The following is a 20,871-nucleotide window of genomic DNA, read 5'->3' on the forward strand; positions in this document are numbered from 1 at the left end:
GACTTTTCATTACCTCCGGAGCGTGTTGTGCTCGTCACATCCATTTGCTTCTGCGGTGCACTCCTGACCAACCTTGCATCACATCTTTTTCAGCGCTTGTCAGCGCGTGCCCAACGGAGGAGCACCACCTATGACTGACGTTCTCTGGTTTTCTGACCTCGGCCTGTCCGACCTCGACCAGGTTGGCGGCAAGAACGCATCGCTCGGAGAAATGGTCCGGAATCTTGCCTCAGCAGGGGTTAAAGTACCGGGCGGTTTCGCCACCACAGCAGACGCTTACCGACGGTTCCTTGGCGAGTCCGGCCTCGACAGCCGGATTGAAGGAATCCTCGAAGGCCTGGACAGCGGCGATGTGGCCGCTTTGACCGTGGCCGGTAAGCAGATCCGCGACCTCATCCGCAACACCCCCTTCCAGCCCGAATTCGAGGAGCAGATCCGGTCCGCCTACGACCGCCTGACCGCCGAGCACGGCGGCGATGTTTCCTGGGCGGTGCGCTCCAGCGCCACGGCCGAGGACCTGCCGGACGCTTCGTTCGCGGGGCAGCAGGAGACGTTCCTGAACATCCGCGGCGTGGAGAACATCCTGCTCGCCATCAAGGACGTCTTCGCCTCGCTCTACAATGACCGCGCCATCGCCTACCGGGTGCACCACGGCTTCACTCATTCGGAAGTGGCACTCTCGGCGGGCATCCAGCGCATGGTGCGCTCCGACGTCGGCGCTTCCGGTGTCATGTTCACCATGGACACCGAATCCGGCTTCAACGACGCCGTCTTCATCACCTCTTCCTACGGCCTCGGCGAGGCCGTGGTCCAGGGCGCCGTGAACCCTGACGAGTTCTACGTGCACAAGCCGGCCCTGGCTGCCGGCCGTCCTGCCGTGCTCAAGCGCGGCCTGGGCGAGAAGGCCGTGCAGATGACCTACACCGACTCCAGCGAGGTGGGCAGGACCGTGGACTTCGTCCCCGTCCCGCAGGACCTGCGCCGCCGCTTCAGCCTGACCGACGCCGAAGTCGAGCAGCTTGCCCGCCATGCGCTTGCCATCGAGGCGCACTACGGCCGCCCGATGGACATCGAGTGGGGCAAGGACGGCGTGGACGGCGAGCTTTACATCCTGCAGGCCCGTCCCGAGACCGTTGAGTCCCGGAAGGTGTCCGGCAAGATCTCGCGCTACACCCTGACCGAGCGTTCGGCCGTCCTGGCCGAGGGCCGGGCCATTGGCCAGCGCATCGGCGCCGGCCAGGTGCGGGTGCTCACCTCGATCGACCAGATGGCCTCGTTCCAGACCGGCGACGTCCTGGTGGCGAACATGACGGACCCGGACTGGGAACCGATCATGAAGAAGGCCGCCGCGATCGTGACCGACCGTGGCGGGCGCACCTGCCACGCGGCGATCATTGCCCGCGAACTTGGCATCCCGGCCGTCGTGGGCACCGGCAACGCATCCCGCGTGCTGGCCGACGGCACCCCGGTCACGGTTTCCTGCGCCGAGGGCGAGGCGGGCTTCGTCTACGAGGGCCTGCTGGACTACACGCTGCAGGAGACCAGCCTGGACACCATGCCGCCGGCACCGGTGAAGATCATGATGAACGTGGGGACGCCGGAGCAGGCCTTCAGCTTCGCCAAGCTGCCGCACCACGGTGTTGGCCTGGCCCGCCTGGAGTTCATCATCAACCGCCAAATCGGCATCCACCCCAACGCCCTGCTGGCCGTGGCCGGCGAGATCGAACGCCCGGCGTCCCTCTCGGACTACACGGTGCGCCAGATCCGCGAGAAGACCGCAGCCTACGACGGGCCGCGGGAGTATTACGTGAAGCGCCTGGCCGAGGGCATCTCCACCATCGCCGCAGCCTTCGCCCCGGAACCGGTGATCATCCGGATGTCCGACTTCAAGTCCAACGAATACGCCAACCTGCTGGGCGGGCCGGCGTTCGAACCTTCCGAGGAGAACCCTATGATCGGGTACCGGGGCGCCTCCCGGTATCTTTCGGATTCGTTCCGGCAGGCGTTCGAGCTGGAGTGCGAAGCCCTCAAGTACGTGCGTAACGAGATGGGCCTGACCAACATCAAGCTCATGGTCCCGTTCGTCCGCACCCTGGACGAGGCCCGCGGCGTCACCGAACTGCTCGCCGACAACGGGCTGCGCCGGGGGGAGAACGGGCTGGAAATCGTGATGATGTGCGAGCTGCCCGCCAATGCGCTGCTCGCCGACGAGTTCCTGGAATACTTCGACGGCTTCTCGATCGGCTCCAACGACCTGACCCAGCTCACCCTGGGCCTGGACCGCGACTCGGCACTGGTGGCCGAAGGCTTCGACGAGCGGAACCCGGCAGTCACCAAGCTCCTGGAGATGGCCATTTCCGCGTGCCGCGCCAAGGGCCGCTACGTGGGGATCTGCGGGCAGGGCCCCAGCGACCACCCGGACTTCGCCGAGTGGCTGCTGGAGCAGGGCATCAGCTCCATTTCGCTGAACCCCGACGCTGTCACCGACACCTGGCTGCGCCTGGCCCGCGCCGGCAACCGGTCCGCCGTCTAAGTGGCAGACGCCCACTTGAGTGACGCTGTGGGGGCGGGCAACCCGCCCGCCCCCACGGTGTTCTTTCTTTCCGACAGCACCGGCATCACGGCCGAGACGCTCGGCAACACCCTGCTGACCCAGTTCCCCGCCGGGCGGCTGGAACGCCGGACGATCCCGTTCATCACCACGGTGGAGCAGGCGCAAGAGGTGGTGGCCGTGATCGACGAGCTCGCGGCCGCGGGGCCGAGGCCGATCATCTTCTCCACCACGGTCGGCCAGGACATCCGGGCCGTGCTGTCCCGGAGCCGGGGGCACTTCTTCGACCTGTTCGGCGCGCACATCGGCCAGCTGGAGCAGGTCCTCCATGCCTCGGCCAGCGGCGTGCCCGGCCAGGCGCACGGCGTGGGCGACGCCGTGCGCTACCAGTCGCGCATGGCCGCCGTCGAATACGCCATAGAGCACGACGACGGGCAGTCACTGCGTGCGCTGGAACGCGCCGAGCTGATCCTCATCGCGCCGTCGCGCTGCGGCAAGACGCCGACCACCATGTACCTGGCGCTGCAGCACGGCATCCTCGCCGCCAACTTCCCGCTGGTTGAGGAAGACTTCGCCAGCATGTCCCTGCCCAAACCCCTGCAGCCGTTCGTGCACAAGTGTTTCGGGCTGACTTCCCTGCCCGTCAGACTGAGCCAGATCCGCCAGGAACGCCGCCCGGGCAGCGACTACGCATCCCTCTCCCAGTGCACGTATGAGCTGCGGAATGCCGAAGACATGTACCGGGTGAACAAGGTCCCGTACGTGAACTCCGCCTCGATGTCGGTTGAGGAGATCTCCGCGACCGTTCTCCAGCGGATGCAGCTGCACCACTGAGGGTGTGCCTCTCTTAGATGTACAGGCTTCTACCTGTCAGGTTGAGCTCTAAGACCGTGTCCTTCTGGTGTCTGCGAATGGCGAATCTGATCCTAATCTGACGCTTCCTTCGCTGTTTCCTGACGTCAGGTTGGGGTGTGCCCTAACTGGCTGGGAATGCTCGTTACGGTCCTTCCGGCTTGGTCCTGCAGGAGGACCACGGGGTGCCCAGTAGCCTGTGGGCGGGGATGGACTAGAGCAGTTCAGTGATCCAGCCGGCTAGGTCGGTGACGGTGTCTGTGGTGAGGTTATGGCCCCCGGGATCGCGCCGGCCATGGGTCGCGGCTCCGGATTCGTTGAGGAGGTATGTCCAGGTGCGGTCCAGGAGCTCGCGGGGGATCACTCGGTCGGACTCGCCTTGGGCAACGAATACCGGGACGCCGGCCAGCCTCGCGGGGGTGACGGGCACGCCCGCGTCGAAGGGCAGTGTGCCGTAGAGGATGGCTGCACCGGTGAAGCGCTGTGGATCCGACAGGAGTAATGCTCCGGCGAACGCGGCGCCGCCGCTGAAGCCCGCGAGGATTACCGGTCGTCCTGCGGGAGCGGCCGTATCGAGCCATGTCCGGAACCAGTCTGTTGTTTGTTGCAGTGATTCCGCGACGGGTCGGCCGATTCCGCGGTTCGCGAACCAGGCGTAGCCGCCACCTTCGGCGATGGGTGCCCGGACGGCTGCGTAGGAGGGCCCGGCGGGCAGGTGGTCTGCCAGGGGGATGATTCCTGTTTCGTCGGCGCCGCGCCCGTGGAGCAGTACGACAAGGGGCTTTTCGTGGTCGTCGGCGCTCTGCCAGGTGATGGTGGGTTCAGGAAAAGTGCTCATGAGCTCATCTGGTCGTTTCCGTTGTGGTGGATGTTTCCTGCTGTGCGGACTCCTGACCATCGGGCCAGTTCGGCCTGAAGGTTGAGCCGTTCAACAGGGGCGGCGTTCTTGTACTCGCCCCAGTCCTGGCGGGGGAGCATCCACATCAGTTCGAATTCGTTGCCGTCCGGGTCGGTCCCGTAGATGCTCTTGGTCGCTCCGTGGCTTGATTCACCGGTGTAGGCGTTGGCGTCGAGCAGTGTTGTGCGGGCCTGGGCCAGTTCGTCGATGGTGTCCAGCTGCCAGGCGAGATGGTAGAGGCCGATGCCGCCAGGAACCCTGGGGTTGGCCCCGGGACCTACTCCGAACAGGCCAAGGTCATGATGGTTCCCTGAGCGCGGCAGCCGCAGGAATGCCGCGTTCGCGCGCGGTTCACGGGCGACGACGTCCATCCCGAAGACCGTGGTGTAGAACTGTTCCGCACGTTCAAGGTCCGCCACGAACAGGACGGCATGGTTCAACCGGACCGGGGAAACTGACATGGGCGCTGGTTCTTTCTACGAGGGTGGGAAGACTGCAGGGGGCGGCGGGTATCGGGAAGTCTAACGGCAGCGCCGCGCCCAGGGGTGCGGGACGCGGCGTTGCGGTGGTGCGGTCGGGGTGTTGCGCAGGGCCTGGTTAGGCTGCGGGTACGACCTTCAGCGCCGAGTTCCACTGGTAATCGGGGAGCTGGTCGTTGGCGGAGAGCAGGATGTGGAGGAAACCGGTCTGCTCGAGCTGCCGGGCGCGGCGCTGGGGTCCCACGACGACAGGGTTCAGTCCGGCTGCGGCAGCGAAGTCGACGACGGCCCGGGTTGCGGCGTTGTCATCGCCGGCGATCAGGACGTCAAGGGTCTGTCCTGCGACGGCGCCTTCTGCCAGGGTCGCGGCGAAGGTGGTGTTGAAAGCCTTGACGACCTTGGCGGCAGTGGGCTTCTGCAGTTCTTCGGCCGCTGAACTGTCAGCGGGCACTGCAAGGCCGTCGAAGGTGGCGAAGTCCACCGGGTTGGTGATGTCAACGTACACCTTGCCCGCGAGGGCCTCGCCGTAACGGGCCACAATGTCCTTGGCAGCGTCGAAGTACACCGCCGGGATCACGATATCGCCGGTGAGCTCCTCACCGACCACGCCCGTGGAAACCTGGCCGCCGAGCTCTGAGGCAAGGGAATCTGCCTTGGCCTTATCATCGTGGGCGAGCAGCTGGACGCTCTTGCCGGCGGCGATTGCACGGGTGGCTAGGCCGCGGGCCATGTTGCCGGTTCCGATGATAGTGATGTCAGTCATTTTCTTCTTCTTTCCAAAAAGGCGGGACAGGAAATTCACGGATGATCTTTTCGTTATGTGGTGCGTGAGCAGGGCGTCGTTTGCCTGCCTGTTTAGACGAGGGCTTTGAACCGGGTGCGGCTGAACAGGGCGTAGTCACCGGACAGCCGCGAGGGACCGAACAAAGCGATCGCGATGGCAGCGGCGGCAAGGACCAGTACCAGCTCGTAACCACCGTCAGCGGCGAAAATACCGGCCGGTGCGTGGACAAGAAACAGCGCGCCGAGCATGTCCAGGGCGAGCAGCGCCGCGAAGACCCGGGTCAGCACGCCCAGGATCAAAGCGATCCCGCCGGCAAGTTCCAAGGTCGCCACGAGGGGCGCGGCCAGGTTCGCTGCCGGGACACCCATCTGGGCGAAGGACGCCTGGGTGCCGGCGATGGTGAACTGGCTGAACTTCTGCCAGCCATGGGCGGCGAAAATGAAGCCGGCAAGGACCCGCAGTACGGTCACTGCTGTCGTCGCCGCGGGGGAGAAGTGATTCATGGTTTTACCGTTCCATCTATGAACAACGTGGGGAGCCGGACAACTGTCCGGATAATGACTTGAAGCTTCAACTATCATAGCTCCGCGTCAGTTGAAGCGTCAAGTAAATAGTTTCTGGTCTTACCGCCTCCCGCGTCAGCGAGGACTGGACGGTTGTTTGTTTGCGGCCGCTGATTGTCGCGGTCATTGGGGCTGCGTGGATAACATGACTGTCAAAGGACGAACTGGCCGCCTGGCTGGGGCTGTACGCGGTGACCGAGCTGATGCCCAACGTGCTCGACTCCCTGCTGCGCCGCGATGCGGACCCGACCAGTTTCTAGTACTGCGTGCTCGCAATGCTCTCCGAGGCTCCGGACCGTACCTTGCGGATGAGCGCCCTCGCTGCCCAGACCAGCGCGACCGTGTCGCGCCTATCCCACGCCGTGCGGCGCCTTGAAGTCTGCGGCCTGGTCAAGCCGTCCTCCTGTCCGGAGGACCAGCGCGCCACCAACGCCCGCTTGACGGACGGTGGCTGGCTCAAGATCCGGCAAAGCGCGCCCGGCCACGTTGCAATCGCCCCCGGCACGTCATCGAAGCGCTCACCCCGGAACAGCTGGTCCACCTGCGGCAGATCACCGATGCGCTCCTGCAGCGGCTCGACCTTATGGTGGCTTGTCGACGGGGACGATGAGATTCGGCACTGCCCTGATCCGTCTACTTGCCGTTTTTGCTGTAGGAGGCGCGGGTGCAGCGGGTGCGATACTGGGCGGAAGCAGCGCATGGCCGGGAGGGGCGAGCAGTCAATGGCTTTGGATATTGTCACCCTCCGGATTGCTTTCGCGCTGATGGCCTTTGTGTTGATGCTGCTGTTCTATTTTTGGACGTATCGCCCCACCAGGTCGCCGTACAGCGGGTGGTGGTGCGTGGCGCTGTTGTCCTATCTGGCTGGTTCTGCCTGCTTTTTGCTGAACAGAACGATCCACCAGGTGTGGGCCAACCCTTCCGGGAATGTCCTGCTCGTCTGCGGGGGTCTGGCCGTGTGGGCAGGGGCACGCTCCCTGCGGACGGCGGGGGTCCGGCGATGGGCGTTTTTCGGGGTTCCGCTGGCAACTCTTAGTGCGTCGGTACTGGATAACCCTGCGGTCAACGTGTGGTCGGGCGGTCCGGTCTTCCTGGCGGCCATGAGCTTTACCTTCGCCATGACCTCGTGGGAGCTGTGGCGCCTTGATTCGGGTTATTCGACGCATCGTCTGCCAATGGCTGCGGTTTCCGGGGCTTTGGCTGGCTTTTATGTCCTGCGTCTGTTGGTGTTCCTGCAGGAGGGCCAAAACGGCCCGCATTTCGTCTCATTCTTCGGCCCGGCTGTAACCACCCTGGTAACGGCGGTCATGCTCGTTGTGTCGTCATTCAGCATGGCGTCCCTCAGTTCGGAACAACAAATGCGGACGCTGGCCACCGCGGCGTCCCGTGATGGGCTGACGGGCCTGCTGAACCGAACAGCCTTTCTGGACCTGGGAGCCCGGCAGCTTGATCCGTCGGCGAAGACGGGTGCTTGCGGTGCCTTGATCATGGCGGATCTGGACCACTTCAAGTCGGTAAATGACACCCACGGCCATGCTGCCGGCGACGCCGCCTTGCGGTTCTTCGCCCAGGCCTGTACAGCGGCTGTGCGTTCCACCGATCTGGTGGGCAGGTACGGTGGCGAGGAGTTTGTCCTCCTGATCCCTGGTGCCAGCGCCGACACCGCAGAAGCCATCACTCGGGATATCAACCGGCACTTTGCGGCTGCCCCGATGCCGTCAGGGGCGAATGTCCCCACCGTCAGTTACGGAATCTCCACCTACAGCGGCGAAGCCACCCACCTGGCCGAACTCATGGTGAAGGCGGATACGGCGCTCTATACCGCCAAATCGGGGGGCAGGAACCGCGCAGTCCGCAGTGACGGCCGACCCGGCATCCGACGCGCGGAATAGAGGCAGCCGGCCCGGTCCCCGCCCGGGCTACGTGCAGGAGGCGGGACCACGGGAGGTACAGGCCTCCCGGGTCAGGCTTATTTTCCAGCCCTCGGCAGGCGAATAGACGGCCAGGACAGGCCCTTCGCCGAACCGGGCGCCTGCTCCAACGGTGTAGCGCAAGGCAGCGCGTACGCAGTCCAAACCTTCCAGGGCACTTCCCGACCTGGCCACGGCGTCGCTGAGGGTCGTGCTTTCAACCGTGAACCGGCCAGCGCCCTGGCCGGTCACGTATTCAAGGAAGAACGGCATGGAACGTATCGTGCCGGAAACAGGAGAGCGGTGCATGAGGCTTTAGACCCCTGCCGGACAGTTCGCTGGTCCACGCGCGGTTTTAAGGGGATCCTGACGCTACCCGTTTTCCCGTGGACGGGAAGTCCGCGGGACTTCGCCTCTCAGGACGCCGGGCGGAACCGGCAGCAGTCATGCATCGTGCGGCAGTTCTTCCAGAGCGGCCGCCAGTACGTCAACCTCAACACCTCTGAGGAGGGGAATGCCGTGGATGAACGCTTCCAGTTCCATGATGTCCGCACTGCCTCCCAGCGCCCAGTACTGGATCCAGATTCCCAGAAGGGAGAAGCCGCCTGACTCGATGAGCGAGCGGGCCAAAAGACGGGGCTCAAAATCACACATCTCGCCCTCCCGGGTAAGGCAGGTCATCATGCTGGTTCATTGACCACCACCAAATGATCAGCTTGCTGATCATAGTGGCACCATCGCTGGGCTCTGACAACAGGCCCGCATCGAGTACTGCCGGGAATCCTGCTCGGTGGATTAGGTTGTGGCGGCACGGGCAGCGGCGGCTCTCCGGGCGGCAGTGGTGGCGTGTGGGCTCCCGCAGTGTGCAGTGGCCGTAATGTTTGGAAGGGTTGGGCCAAGTGTTTGGGGGCGGGTGTAGCATCCGGATTACGGGCCAGAACCCGTGACGCTGGTGGGGGAAGTGATCATGTCGGTACTTGCGCGTGCTGTGGCTTTGGTGGTCTCGGCGGCTTGCTGCGTGGCTCCCCTGCGGGCGTCTATCTCCGCACCCACTCCGCACGCTTCGCACCGCTTCGCGGCCGGGTGTCCTATGAAAGGACCCTCATGAGCCACAACCCTAACCTCGCACCGTATCCTCCGTCATACGCCTATGGGCCGCAGACCAGTTCCAAATCCTTTCTCACGGCCTGGCTGCTCTCGCTTCTGCTGGGAGTCCTGGGCGTGGACCGCTTCTACCTGGGCAAGGTCGGAACGGGCATCCTGAAGCTCGTCACCCTTGGCGGCTTTGGGATCTGGGCGCTGATCGACCTCATTCTGATCCTGACCAATAAGGCGCGGGACAAGCAGGGCCTGCCGCTGGAGGGCTATGACAAGCACAAGAAGGTCGCGTTCATCGTGAGCGCCGCCTTCATCGTGCTTAGCATCATTATCAACGCTGCCCGTGGCGGGGCTGCCCCGTCCACCGCCCCCGCGGTAGCCCCGGCCGGTGGTTCCACCACTGCGGCGGCCGCCCCTGCCGCTGCCGCGCCGGCAGCGCCTGCAGCCGAGAAGACCTGGACAAAAGTTGCGGAGCTGAGCGGTTCGACCGATTCGGCGAGCCCGACTTTCGCGCTCACGGGCGCCGAGGCCCGGCTGGTCTACACGTTCACCGGGGCCAAGCAGCTCAACGGTAACTCGATGGCTTTGGCCAGTATCTACCTCGTGGAGGAAGGCAAGGACCTGACCAAGGACGGCGGGCTGCCGGTGAAGATGCTTCAGAAGGATGAGTCCAGCGAGACGGCCCTGCACAAGAGCGCCGGGAAGTACTACCTGGACGTCAAGTCGGCGAACTTCGATTCCTGGACCATCACGATCGAAGAGAAGAAATAGTACTTCGTTGTGACGAACCGGGGGAGGGGTCCGGTCCTGCGGGGCCGGCCCCTCTACCCCCGGAGCGTGCACGGACGGCACCTTCGCTGCGTGGAACAGGAACAACCGCGTTGACTCATTCCCGCCCTGCCGTGGCATTGCTGCCTGATATGCCGGATACCAGGCTCCTGGTGGAACTTACCAGCCACGCCAGTGATCTTTCCGAGGCGTCGCGTGCTCTCAGCTGCGCATTTGCCGCCGGTGAGGGTTCCGAGCTGTGGATGCCGCTGACATCCCATGCGGTAACGGCCTACATCCGGCCCTTTATCTGCTCAAAGGTCCGCTCCCGTCTCGATCACATGCCGGCTGTCCCGTCGATCCCGGAGGATCTTCGGGGCGTCCATGACGTCATTCGCAAGTACCGCAACACCACTGTCGCCCACTCACAATCAAATCTCGTGATGCCGTTGGCTCTTGCGCTCCTTGACGGCGACGGAAAAGCGCCCGACGTCGTCGGCTTTTCCCTCCTGCACCCGATGCCCCTCGGCACGGCCGAGCGCTTCGCGGACCTCGTTGCTGTAATGGAGGACGCCGTTGAGGAAGCAGCCCGGCCGGTGAAGGAACGACTGCGGCGTTGGCTGGGGGAGCAGCCGCCGGAAACCCTCCAAGGGTGGGAACAACCGCGTTTTCTTGACGCCGCCGACGCGGATTTCACGGCGGCCAGCAGCAGGAAACAAACCCCGGAATTCACCATGTATTGGCAGGTACGGCACCCCGCCTCGGGAAGCCCCGAAGGTTATTAGGGTGCCCCCTGGAAGGCGGGGCGAGAGCCGGGTAAGGCGGGGACCGGCTCCCTTAGCTCTGAGACAGGAAGCCGGTCCCCCTGGCAGTGTTTCCCCCGATAAAGACCAGAAGCCTCCCCCAGCAGGGGTACGAACAAGCCGCCACCGCCAATACTCTGGCATTCGTGCTGGGCGCGTCAATATCTATTCCACCCGCTCGTTCCTTCCCCGCCCATAGTGCGGGGCTCCAGTAAACGCGCCCCGGGGCGCGTTCGGTTGCCGGTCCTTTGGGTAGGTAATTCCTTGTACGGGCCGTGTGGGATCGCAGCAGCGGGCTTTATACTCACCGGCATATGCATCGCACCGCGGGGAACGCGAGGGGATCAATGGCTGGGGAGCATAACGAGGACCTTCTGACTCGGTCGCTGCTGGATGAGATCGGTCAATCCGTGGTTGGTCTGGACAGCGGGTGGAGGATCGTCCTGTGGAACCGGGCGTCAGAGCGTGTCTACGGGTTCACCGCGGCCGAGGCGCTAGGTCAGCGGCCCTTCGATCTGGGAATCATCGGCGGTGCGCCGCCAGCCGGGCAGGGTTCGCCCGGCCGGGAAATCCTCGACGGGCTCTCCCGGGGCCAGGACTGGGCAGGGGAGCTGTGGATGCGGCACCGCGGCGGGCGGGAGTTTCCCGTCCACGCCACTGTCAGCCCCGTGCGGGGCCGGTACGACGTCCCGGTCGCCGTGGTCGCCATCTCCAAAGACATTACGGACCGGAAACACAGCGAGGCTGTACTGCGCCGGCTCGCCGCCATGGTCGAATCCTCAGGGGACGCGATCATCAGCGCTGACCTGACCAGGACCATCACCAGCTGGAACGCCGGAGCCGCCAGGATGTTCGGCTGGACCGCGGCGGAGGCCATCGGACAGTCGTACCGGCTGCTGACGACCACCGACGCAGCAGATTTGAGCGCCAGGGTGGCTGCCCGCGTGGGCGCCGGAGGCTTCGCCACCGGGATAGACGTGCAGTGGCGGCGCAAGGACGGCTCACTTATCGATGTGGAGCTGACCGTCTCCCCGGTGTACGGGGCAGATGGTGCACGGGTCGGGGCCTCAGCGATCGCCAGGGACGTGACCGAGATACGAAGGGTGAAAGCCGAAGCCGCCGCCGAACGACGACGCCTGCTGGCCGCGCAGGAGATCGCCCGGGTCGGAAGCGTCGAGCACACCCCGCAGACCGGGGAGACGTGGCATTCGGACGAGTTCGCACGGATCCTCGGCGTCGATCCCGGGCAGTCCCCGGACCGGGAATGGATGCTGGAGCGCACCCACCCGGAGGACCGGGAACTCGTGCGCCGGGCATGGGCGAATCTGGATAACGGGGCAGGGTCTGCTGATGTGGAGTACCGTATCGTCGGGCCTGACGGCGAACTGCGATGGCTTCACTCACGGATCCGCTGCCTCAACGATGGAGAAGGCAGACCGCTGCGGTTCCTGGACACGGTACTGGATATCACCGAGCGGAAAAACACGGAACAGATCCTCCAATGGCAGGCCCGCCATGACGCACTGACCGGGCTGCCCAACAGGTACCTCATCACCCAGACGCTGCAGGCTTTCCTGGACCGCGGGGCCCGGCCGGTAGTGATGTTCGTCGATATCGACCGGTTCAAACTCATCAATGACGGTGTCGGGCACGCAGGCGGCGACAGGGTCCTCAAACTGCTGGGCGAGCGGTTGGTCCGGGCCGTCAGGGCCGGGGACACCGTAGGGCGCTTTGGCGGCGATGAGTTCATCATTGTCTGCGAAAATATGCGGATGCGGGCTGCCAAGCGGCTGGCGCAGAGGATCATGGATTGCACGCGGGCGCCCTTCACCGTCGATGGGCGCCAAATTTTCCTCAACGTCAGCGTCGGCATCTCCCTCGCCGGTGCCGACGAAACCGCCGAGTCCATGCTCGGGGGAGCGGACGCAGCCATGTACCGGGCAAAATCCGGCGGCGGTGACGCCTCGGTCATCTACGATCCGCACATGAGGAGACGGGCCAGCGGTCGTCTGCGCCTGGAGTCGGACCTCCGGCTGGCGTTGGGGCGCTCAGAACTGTCACTGCATTACCAGCCCATCATCGACCTCACCACCGGGGGTGTGGCCGGCTTCGAAGCGCTGCTGCGCTGGAACCATCCCGAACATGGAATGATCAAGCCTGCAGCCTTCATACCGATCGCGGAGGAAACCGGCCTGATCGTCCCGATCGGCACCTGGGTCCTCCAGGAAGCCCTCCGCCAGGTACAGCAATGGCGTTCCCGGATACCAGGAGCAGGACACTTGACAGTGGCGGTCAACATCTCCGGCCGCCAGCTCGTTGCCGATGATTTCCCCGATGTTGTGAAGGCAGCGATTTCGGCTGCCGGCATCGATCCGGGAGCCGTGGACCTGGAAATAACGGAAACGATACTGATGGAGGAACCTGACCTGCCCAGGGATACCCTTCCGCGACTGAACGAATTTGGCGTGGGCCTGTCCCTCGATGACTTCGGTACCGGCTACTCCTCCCTGGGCTACCTCAAGTGGCTCACCGCCCGGGTCGTTAAGATCGACCGGACCTTCATCCAGGAACTTGGCCGGCAGCCGCACGCAGCAACCGTCATCGAGCTCGTCCTTGGCATGGCCCAAAGTCTGAAATTCGACGTCATCGCCGAAGGCGTGGAAACCAGCGCACAAGCGGCCGAACTCCATCGCCTCGGCGTCGGCCTGGCCCAAGGCTATTACTGGAGCAAGCCACTGCCCGCCGACGAGGTCCCGGCATGGCTGCAGGATCACGTCACTGTCAGGGCTGCGGAACTCGAGCCGGCAGGAAGCTCCGACCCGGCCCCCTAGCCCCAATAGGACCGTGGATTTTCCCCACTTTCGCCGCGGCATTTTTCATCCGTAGAAGAATTCTGCCCTCACCTGATGTGGCCGGACCGGAGGCTGGAAAACAGCCGCGGGCATAGGCCGTAACAGAAGCCGTTCAGCGGTACATGTGACAGCAGACACCAACTCTCCTTGATGTACGATCAGCAGGCTTATCATCCTTGAAGGGAAAACCGCGTGGATTTCGCCCGTTATTTTGTCGGCCTTGCCGTCCTGCTCGGCAGTACATTCGTGCTGTTGCTGGCTGCCTACTTCTTTTACCGCTTTGCGTTTACCAGGCGCCGCGGCCCTGACGTTCTTGTGAACTCGAAACCTGCGGAATAGAGATGCCATACATCGATATCAACCCGCACCGGCAGGGACCGAAATGGCCGGCCTATCTTGGTCTGGCCGTGCTCGCAATCATCTGCGCTGTCGTGGTCGTGGCCGCACTGGGTAAGGGCTGAAACCTCGCCGAGCTCTGCATGGCTCAGATGCTGACCCTCAAGGTTGCAGGGCAGCCCACGCGCCGGGGAGGCCCCGCCGCAGGACGGCTGCCACAGGCGGCGGGACCTCAAGTACTGCCTGGAATCCGCCGCACTCTGCTGCACGGCGCGTCCAGTATCGCCTCTGCCCAACCGGCCGGTTCAAGGGATATGTCGCACACAATTTCTTCATGACATGCCAGTGGTCGGGTCACATGTTCTGGTGGGCACGGCCAAGGAGACGCGCGATAAGCTCCGGGTGTTGCCCCCGGAAGAAGATCACCACGGCCGGCAGGGGGATGCGTTCACTGGTCTGAAGATTCCGGTTGCGGCGCTCTACCAAGACACTGGCCGCTGCGTCCCGGCGCCTAAACAGCCACCGATCTCGTTGATGCATTCCAGGATCTGCACTGTCGTGGAAGTATTTGCTCTGCCTTCGACAATGAAGAGGTCCTCTTCGGCGGCCGTGACTGCGGCTATTCCCGGAGGCGGCCCCTGGTCGGCAGCGGGGCCCGCCCCCAGCACTCGCCCAGGCCCCGCTATGCTAAGTGTACTTATTGCCCGGGATTGCTGGGTGTGTAAGGCCGGAAGGTGCGGGGTTGCCCAGGCTTTTGTCCGGCACAGGTGTCGAAGCCGAGGAGGGCGAATGGTCGGTATGGGACAGTGGGAAATGTCGGAGAATGACAGGATCCTCTCCTCGCTGCTGGGCTGCGTCGATGGTGCCATTGAAGACGTCAAGGCGGAGTTCGAAGGAGCGCCGCTTCACGTGGTGGAGACCGAGTTGGCCCGTGTGCTGGCAGCGGTAATTCCCTCGGCTAAATTCGATGCCGGGGATATCAGGAGCTGGGCGGCAGCAATTTCGAGTTGAGCACCACTGCAGCGGCATCATTTTTCCCGGCTCTTGAGCTGTTCTTGGCGCCGGCACTGTTCGTTTTGTGCTTGAGTTACCTCGCGCGGGAGCGGGCTTGGGATAATCCTGCGGCTCGTGTTCCACAGCATAAGAGGCGCGCATGATCGAGAAGATGATTGTCCGGGACAAAGCCGAAGTTATAGCCCGGCCGGACGGGATCATCAGTGTCCGCTGGTTTCCCGGCGTGGCCATTCTCGAACCTGACGCCGCGGCGGCTCTGGCTGCCATCGATGAAGTGGGCGAAGGCCAGCCCGCCTTGGTGCTGGTTGACCTGTCCGGTATAGCCGGCCTGTCGCCGGCCGCGCGGGCGGTCTTTACCCGCGGTGGCTCCGCCCGCCGGGTTGCGCTTGTCGGCGCATCAGCCGTTGACTGGGCCATTGCCACCTACTTTTTGGGCCTTTGCATCCTTCCCTGCCCCATCCGATACTTCGAGTCCGGAGAACCTGGCCGGGCCCAGGCCTGGCTGTTGGCGGGCGGAGAAAGTACAGCCCGGCAGCAGAAAGGGGCCCCGCACGACGGGACGACGCATTCGTGAAGGGTACCGCCACGAGCCTGGTCGAAACGTTCAGACAGCCCTGCAGCTCGGATCGGCGTTGGCGTCAGAGTGTGTCGTGCTCGCGTGCCGGTGTGCTCCAGGCGGCCCAGTCGGCAGGGTCGATGGTAGGCCGGCCTAGGAGGTAGCCCTGTCCGGCAGTGATGCCCAGCCGGGTGAGCGTCGCCAGTTCCGAGGGAGTTTCAATTCCTTCAGCCAGGAGACGGGCACCGGTGTGTTGAGCGAACTTCAGCAGTGCTGCGCCCAGCGCCATTTGGCCCGGATCGGTGTCGATGCCGCTGATGAGGCTTCTGTCGAGCTTGATGATGTCGGGTTTGAGGCGGAGGATGTGGCGCATTGACGCGAAGCCCGATCCTGCGTCGTCGACTGCGAGTCGCATTCCACAGGCTCGCAGGGGCCTCAGCGCTCTCTCCAGGGGCACGTAGTCGCTTACTGGGAGGCGTTCGGTAATTTCGATCACGATCCGGCCGGAAGGAAAGCCGGATCGTTCCAGGAGGGCCGGGAGCCGGGGATCCAGGCACGTTTTGGGGGAGAGGTTTACTGCTACCGACAGGTGGGCCGGGAGTGCGGCTGCTTTGTGGAGGGCCGTTTCGAGGGCAGCGAATTCGAGGTCGCTGCCAAGCCCCACGGCGGCGGCATGGCTGAACCAGGGTTCGGGGCTTCTTCCGTCGTCGCTGGGGAAGCGGGTAAGGGCCTCGACGCCGGTGATGGAGCCTGAGGAAAGGTCGCGGATCGGCTGAAAGGCGGTGAGAATCAATCCGTTGCGGAGGATGTCGTTGATCCGGTTCTCGATCTGCGGGCCGGGGCCCGTGGCTGCCGTGTCGGCGTGCTGCGAGTACGGACCGGGTCGGCTGATGCCCTCCATGGCCAGGCCGCGCGGGTGTCGGTCCGGCCGGTTTCTGCCGGACGCTGCCAGCACGACGTCCGCGCCGCTGCGGTGGCGGTAGGTGAGGACGGCATCGGCCCAGGTCTTGCCGCGATGCGTCGCTACCAGGGTGCACGGCAGGCCTCCCCAGGCGGCGACCTCAGGCAGGACGAGGCTGATATGCCGGCCGATCAACTCCAACGGGTCGTATCCGACGAGTGCAGCGCTGGCGGGGCTTGAGTATGTGAAGCGGCCGTTGCCGTCCAGCGCCCAGACCCATACCCGGCTGTGGTCAAGGACGGCTTCCGTCAGGTGGGACAGGGTGGAGGCGGTCGGCTGTTTCCGCCGTTGTGAGTGGGTCGCCCATACCCCTGTCCAGAAGGCCACCAGGAGAACTGCACCGGACGCGTAAACGACAAGGGCAGCACCGTGCCCCGGGTCAGCACTGGTTTCCAGGCGTGCAAGGGTGGCCGCGGTGAGGGCCACTTGGACGGTAAGGATGCACGCAAGCAGGCGGCTGCCGGAAAGCAGCGGAAGCTTCTTTATCCGCGAAACTGCCATGGCCCGTTCCTTTGTGCTGCCGCTGTGCTGCCGTGGGTCGTTGACGTCAGTGTAGCCGCTCATGAGTGGGAGCCGGCCATATCCGTGGTGGCCGGACGGGCGTCAGGGGTGGACGGCCGGTAACGGTAGGTGATGTTTTCGTCCTGCACGATGAAGGTCTCCACACCGCTGCGGTTCCAGTGCAGGATCAGCAGGCCGTAGCGTTCAGCCAGTTTGGCCAGGGTCGGGAAGGTGGTGACATCGATGACCGGCCGGCCTTGCGGCGCGGGCATGGGGTGCACCTTGACCAGTTGGGAAGCGTACCGTCGGCGGATTGCTGCGGCTTCATCGACCGGCACGCTGCGATGGGCAAAACCGGTGATGATGAGGGCGATGGCCAGGGCAGCCAGGATCAACACGGTGGCTACCACCCGGGCGGTTCCGGCAGCGACGGTGAGGCCGGCGGCGCTGAGGGTGCGCGGGACCAGTGTCGTTTGCTGCCGGCTCTTCGTGTCGTTGACGGAGAGGGCCTCGGGGCCGCCGGCGAGGGAAAGCTGCAGGGGCGTCAAGGTGAGCTTGAGCTCGGGACGGAACTGCGCCCCGGTAGTGGTGGTAACGGCCGGTTTCAGGGTAAGCGTGACAGGGGTTGCGGGAAGCCCGGTGACAGTTGAAGCGGCTTGCGCTTTGGCTTCATAGGCCTTGAGATCCAGACGAACATCGTGGGTGTAGTCGGTACCGGCAAATGTTGCAGGCTCACCGAGGGGGATGCTCGAGTGCCACCCGCCGGCGGTGGAGAGTTCGGCGGTGACGCTGATCGTTCCGGGGTCGCCGTGATAGGTGAAGCGGGCATCGACGCTGTCGGCGAGCTTGCGGAAGACCGGGTCGGGCGAGTGGGCGGTCGTCCCGTCGTACGCAGCACTTTGCCCTACCGCGGCGGTGTAGGAGAAATCCATCCGGGTACCGCTTTTCACCGTAGACGTCGAGGCCTCCTCCACAGGGCCGGCCCACGCGGGAACCGCCAGGACAATACCGATGCCGGCCAGGACCGCAGCGAGCACGGCAGAGACCCGCAGTGCGGGAGGAAGGGGCCACAGTTTGGTGGTCCGGGCGGGTCGGGTGCTGATGTGTCGGGACACGGTTCTCCTTCTATGGCGGCGGCGCCTGGCCCTGGCGCCGCCGGTGGCCAGCAGGACAAATGCCAGCAGCCCCAGGGATGCCGGGCTGGTGAGGGCCTCCAACCACCGACCGCCCTGGGGGAGGTGGAAGACCGCCCTTCCCACCAGCTGGGCGGCTCCGGGCCTGGTGGGATCGACGGATTCGTTGTTGTCGCCCTTGAAGACGTACGCGGCGGGGTCGCCACCGATGATGCGGTGCAGTGCAACCTCGTCCTTGCCCGGGATCTTGTACGCGGCGATGTCCCCGAGCCCGTAGGAGGACTCCTTCGCAACAACGACAAGGTCCCCCTGGTAGTAGACCGGATTCATGCTGACCCCGTGGGTGATGACGACCGCTGCCTGTCCGCTGATGAGAACAAAGCCTGCCGTGCCGAGCGCGAAAGCGGCCAAGGCCAGCAGGACGTTCCTTAGACCGCGGGCGGGCCGGTGTGCCATGAAGTACCCCTGCAAGGACAGATGGTGCGGCCGGCTCATCCGGGGCCGGCCGCACCGGTGGTGTTTGACTAGCTGACGGTGACGGAGGCGCTGGTCACGTCGGTCTGACCGGCACCGGCGGTGGTGCAGATCGAAATGTGGTCGACGTCGACCGCGGTGCAGGTGAACGATGCGGCCGTTCCCGTGCCGGCAAGGGTGATGGTCGGGGTCTTGCCGTCGGCGTTGGCATCGGCGAAGGTCAGGGTGACCTGGTTGACGGTCTTGTTCGTGGTGTCGGTGAAGCCGTAGTTGATGCTGGTCAGGGTAGCGCCGGTGACGTTCTGGCTGACGGTACCGCCGACGAACTGGTCTGCGGCGGCCTGACCGGCAGTGCTGAGGCCGGCACCGGTGAAAGCGGAACCGGCAACGACGGCCAGGCCGGCGACGGAGAGGGCAGTGATGATCTTTGCAGACTTACGCATGGGGATTTCTCTTTCGGTGTAGGAAAAACCGGGGCCTCTGAGCAGACCACGGCAGGTCACAGATGCATCTGGAAGTGCCCTGTGAGCAATGCAACCCGGGCCCTGTCGAAGTGAACTGCCAGGGGTGGATTGGTTCGACAGAAAGAACGTAACAGCCCCGAAAACCGGTTTGACCATAGTTTGGATTAACCTGCGGGAATGCTTAGATGAGCTTGCGAATCATGGAAAAGATGCGTTCTGCTGGGAGTTTCCTGCAGAAGCCGTGCTAACGCTGGTCTCGTTGGCAGCCTCGGCTGGTAAGGGGGAGGGATGGGGCGAACTTGTACTGTTCCCGGCCTTGGCGGCGCAAGGAAACCTGTAGTTTTGGGCAAGATCTGCCCAGTGGCTGCCCCGGGAGCCCGAGGGGGACATAGCGTTAAGGCATGTTCCGTTCAACGTTTCCTTCCCCAGGCAGTGAGCCCTGCCCGGTCACCAATGAACGGGGTGGGGAGCTGCCGTTACTGGATGTATCGGTTCTCCGGGATCTGGAGGACCAGGTCATGGGGCCGCTCGCCCGCGCTTTTGTCAGGGACTACGTCAACATGTGGGACGACCGGCTGAGCCGCCTTGCCGATGCGTTGGCGGACGAAGATGCCACTGATGACGCGATCGATGCGGCCATCAGCGTTAAGGTGTCATCAGCCATGGTTGGCGCCCGGCGGCTGGCAGCGGTCGCAGCCGTCCTCGAAGAGCAGATCAGGCATGGGACGCTTGTCAGGGGAGGAGACGTCCTGGCTGCGATCGCCGGGTGCGGACAATTGACCATTCAGGAACTTGGCCAGGCTTTCCGGCCGGGGATGCAGCGCGGGTATAAAACGGAGCGTCCGCTGGGGCGGTTATAGGCCTGGCTTCCGGGGATTGCTGGGCATCAACCGGTATCCGACCCCCCGGACTGTCTGAAGCCAGCGGGGAGCTCCTGCCTCGTCCTGTAATTTCCGGCGGAGGTTGCCGATATGGACCTCCACTGCCCGCTCATCAGAGTCGCTGATGTAGGTGGTCGGCAGGTAGTGGTCGTCGCGGACGGCCCGGACGAGTTGCGGCCTGGAGAGGACCGCGCCGCCAGCCCGGCACAGGGCATGCAGAAGGTCGAATTCACTGCGCGTCAGTATCAAGGGCTCACCGTCCACCTCCACGGTGCGGCTCCTGGCATCCAGCGTCAGCCCGTTGTGCCGGAACGGGCCCTCGGCCGGGGCGGCCTCCGCGGTGGACGGGCCGCTCTGGGAGCTCTGGGGCAGTGCTGGCGCGGGGTTGTCCTGGCCGGGACGGGGCCTTCGGAGCATCGCGCCGATACGGGCCCGCATCTCGCGGGGCCGGAATGGCTTGGTGATGTAGTCGTCCGCTCCGGATTGCAGGGCATGCAGTACGTCGGGCTCGTCGGTTCTGCCCGTCAGCATCACCACGTAGGCGTCGCTGAAACCACGGAGGCGGCGCAGGACCTCGAAACCGTCAATATCCGGCAGCCCCACGTCCAGCGTCACGACATCAGGTTTCCGGTCCCGTACCAGTTGCACTCCAGTGCGACCGTCGCTGGCGGCGTGGACAATGAACCCGGCCTGGCCGAGCACACCCTCAAGAAGATTCCGCACGTCCAGATCGTCTTCAACGATTACAGCAATGCCAAGATCACCCATGGTCCCTCCAGGGGATCCCCGAAACCGCACAGGCCCAGCGCCTGCGGCTATTCCCCCTTCTTTCCACGGTACAGCGCCGCGCGGAGATCTGCATTTCAAATGCCGGATTTGTACCGCCGCCAACCGCTGGAGTAAAGTCGCGACGTAGCCCGGAACAATCCCCCGATGTCCCGGGCTGCAATCTTTCTTCCTGCCCTCCAATGGTGCACACGTGGAGCGAAAGAT

At 64.4% G+C, this 20,871-nt stretch carries 21 protein-coding genes and 1 pseudogene; 12 read left to right on the forward strand and 10 right to left on the reverse strand.

Annotated elements, in window-relative coordinates:
- Positions 1-130: 130 nt before the first annotated feature.
- Together ppsA and K4G53_RS05670 are read left to right on the forward strand one after the other, a co-directional pair.
- Positions 131-2,533, forward strand: coding sequence for a phosphoenolpyruvate synthase (gene ppsA / locus K4G53_RS05665; RefSeq protein WP_221384512.1), 2,403 nt, complete (start codon positions 131-133; stop codon positions 2,531-2,533).
- A 15-nt stretch (positions 2,534-2,548) separates the two neighbouring features.
- A complete protein-coding gene (locus K4G53_RS05670; RefSeq protein ID WP_260323273.1) occupies positions 2,549-3,385 on the forward strand; it encodes a pyruvate, water dikinase regulatory protein in 837 nt (278 codons plus the stop codon).
- A 232-nt stretch (positions 3,386-3,617) separates the two neighbouring features.
- On the opposite strand, the gene K4G53_RS05675 is transcribed toward K4G53_RS05670, so the two are convergent.
- The 4 genes from K4G53_RS05675 to K4G53_RS05690 all read right to left on the reverse strand — a co-directional run bounded on the left by K4G53_RS05675 (position 3,618) and on the right by K4G53_RS05690 (position 6,067).
- Positions 3,618-4,241, reverse strand: a complete 624-nt coding sequence (locus tag K4G53_RS05675; protein WP_221384513.1) for an alpha/beta hydrolase — start codon at positions 4,239-4,241, stop codon at positions 3,618-3,620.
- Positions 4,238-4,762, reverse strand: coding sequence for a VOC family protein (locus K4G53_RS05680; protein ID WP_221384514.1), 525 nt, complete (start codon positions 4,760-4,762; stop codon positions 4,238-4,240). Before K4G53_RS05680 ends, K4G53_RS05675 begins: the two co-directional genes overlap by 4 nt.
- Positions 4,763-4,898: 136 nt before the next feature.
- A complete protein-coding gene (locus K4G53_RS05685) occupies positions 4,899-5,543 on the reverse strand; it encodes an NADPH-dependent F420 reductase (protein WP_221384515.1) in 645 nt (214 codons plus the stop codon).
- A 92-nt stretch (positions 5,544-5,635) separates the two neighbouring features.
- Positions 5,636-6,067: a DoxX family protein gene (locus K4G53_RS05690; RefSeq protein ID WP_221384516.1), complete on the reverse strand. Its 432-nt coding sequence runs from the start codon at positions 6,065-6,067 to the stop codon at positions 5,636-5,638.
- Positions 6,068-6,435: 368 nt separating this feature from the next.
- Here K4G53_RS05690 and K4G53_RS21515 point away from each other — a divergent pair.
- A pseudogene (locus tag K4G53_RS21515) lies at positions 6,436-6,492 on the forward strand (hypothetical protein); the annotation flags it as partial.
- Positions 6,493-6,849: 357 nt separating this feature from the next.
- Positions 6,850-8,019 carry a GGDEF domain-containing protein gene (locus K4G53_RS05695; RefSeq protein WP_221384517.1) on the forward strand — a complete coding sequence of 390 codons (1,170 nt, stop codon included), beginning with the start codon at positions 6,850-6,852 and terminating at the stop codon, positions 8,017-8,019.
- A 27-nt stretch (positions 8,020-8,046) separates the two neighbouring features.
- On the opposite strand, the gene K4G53_RS05700 is transcribed toward K4G53_RS05695, so the two are convergent.
- The gene (locus K4G53_RS05700) at positions 8,047-8,310 is read right to left on the reverse strand and encodes a hypothetical protein (RefSeq protein ID WP_221384518.1); all 264 of its coding nucleotides are present in this window, start codon (positions 8,308-8,310) and stop codon (positions 8,047-8,049) included.
- 171 nt (positions 8,311-8,481) lie between these two features.
- The gene (locus K4G53_RS05705; protein ID WP_221384519.1) at positions 8,482-8,721 is read right to left on the reverse strand and encodes a hypothetical protein; all 240 of its coding nucleotides are present in this window, start codon (positions 8,719-8,721) and stop codon (positions 8,482-8,484) included.
- 420 nt (positions 8,722-9,141) lie between these two features.
- Between K4G53_RS05705 and K4G53_RS05710 the strand changes: the two genes are divergently transcribed.
- The 6 genes from K4G53_RS05710 (at position 9,142) to K4G53_RS05735 (ending at position 15,482) form a co-directional block, all read left to right on the forward strand.
- Positions 9,142-9,906, forward strand: a complete 765-nt coding sequence (locus K4G53_RS05710; RefSeq protein WP_221384520.1) for a TM2 domain-containing protein — start codon at positions 9,142-9,144, stop codon at positions 9,904-9,906.
- Between the two features lie 170 nt (positions 9,907-10,076).
- On the forward strand, positions 10,077-10,688 hold the full coding sequence (locus K4G53_RS05715) for a hypothetical protein (protein ID WP_221384521.1): 612 nt from the start codon (positions 10,077-10,079) through the stop codon (positions 10,686-10,688).
- 365 nt (positions 10,689-11,053) lie between these two features.
- Positions 11,054-13,537, forward strand: a complete 2,484-nt coding sequence (locus K4G53_RS05720; protein WP_221384522.1) for an EAL domain-containing protein — start codon at positions 11,054-11,056, stop codon at positions 13,535-13,537.
- 213 nt (positions 13,538-13,750) lie between these two features.
- Positions 13,751-13,897 (forward strand): hypothetical protein, encoded by a 147-nt coding sequence (locus K4G53_RS05725; RefSeq protein WP_221384523.1) that lies wholly within the window; start codon positions 13,751-13,753, stop codon positions 13,895-13,897.
- 786 nt (positions 13,898-14,683) lie between these two features.
- Positions 14,684-14,905, forward strand: a complete 222-nt coding sequence (locus K4G53_RS05730) for a hypothetical protein (protein WP_221384524.1) — start codon at positions 14,684-14,686, stop codon at positions 14,903-14,905.
- A gap of 142 nt (positions 14,906-15,047) precedes the next feature.
- Positions 15,048-15,482 carry an STAS/SEC14 domain-containing protein gene (locus K4G53_RS05735; RefSeq protein WP_221384525.1) on the forward strand — a complete coding sequence of 145 codons (435 nt, stop codon included), beginning with the start codon at positions 15,048-15,050 and terminating at the stop codon, positions 15,480-15,482.
- A gap of 64 nt (positions 15,483-15,546) precedes the next feature.
- Here the strand turns inward: K4G53_RS05735 and K4G53_RS05740 are convergent, their stop codons facing one another.
- The 3 genes from K4G53_RS05740 to K4G53_RS05750 form a co-directional block, all read right to left on the reverse strand.
- Positions 15,547-16,926 carry an EAL domain-containing protein gene (locus K4G53_RS05740; RefSeq protein WP_221384526.1) on the reverse strand — a complete coding sequence of 460 codons (1,380 nt, stop codon included), beginning with the start codon at positions 16,924-16,926 and terminating at the stop codon, positions 15,547-15,549.
- Positions 16,927-16,985: 59 nt separating this feature from the next.
- Positions 16,986-18,515 (reverse strand): DUF5305 family protein, encoded by a 1,530-nt coding sequence (locus tag K4G53_RS05745; RefSeq protein WP_221384527.1) that lies wholly within the window; start codon positions 18,513-18,515, stop codon positions 16,986-16,988.
- 68 nt (positions 18,516-18,583) lie between these two features.
- On the reverse strand, positions 18,584-18,976 hold the full coding sequence (locus K4G53_RS05750) for a hypothetical protein (RefSeq protein ID WP_221384528.1): 393 nt from the start codon (positions 18,974-18,976) through the stop codon (positions 18,584-18,586).
- A 124-nt stretch (positions 18,977-19,100) separates the two neighbouring features.
- On the opposite strand from K4G53_RS05750, the gene K4G53_RS05755 reads away from it, so the two are divergent.
- Together K4G53_RS05755 and K4G53_RS05760 are read left to right on the forward strand one after the other, a co-directional pair.
- Positions 19,101-19,337, forward strand: a complete 237-nt coding sequence (locus tag K4G53_RS05755) for a hypothetical protein (protein ID WP_221384529.1) — start codon at positions 19,101-19,103, stop codon at positions 19,335-19,337.
- 178 nt (positions 19,338-19,515) lie between these two features.
- Positions 19,516-19,857 (forward strand): Hpt domain-containing protein, encoded by a 342-nt coding sequence (locus tag K4G53_RS05760; RefSeq protein WP_221384530.1) that lies wholly within the window; start codon positions 19,516-19,518, stop codon positions 19,855-19,857.
- On the opposite strand, the gene K4G53_RS05765 is transcribed toward K4G53_RS05760, so the two are convergent.
- Positions 19,852-20,646, reverse strand: coding sequence for a response regulator transcription factor (locus K4G53_RS05765; protein WP_221384531.1), 795 nt, complete (start codon positions 20,644-20,646; stop codon positions 19,852-19,854). The two genes, K4G53_RS05760 and K4G53_RS05765, sit on opposite strands and share 6 nt — an antisense overlap.
- Between the last annotated feature and the right edge of the window lie 225 nt (positions 20,647-20,871).

Source organism: Arthrobacter sp. MAHUQ-56 (genome assembly GCF_019710585.1).
Lineage (GTDB): Bacteria > Actinomycetota > Actinomycetes > Actinomycetales > Micrococcaceae > Arthrobacter.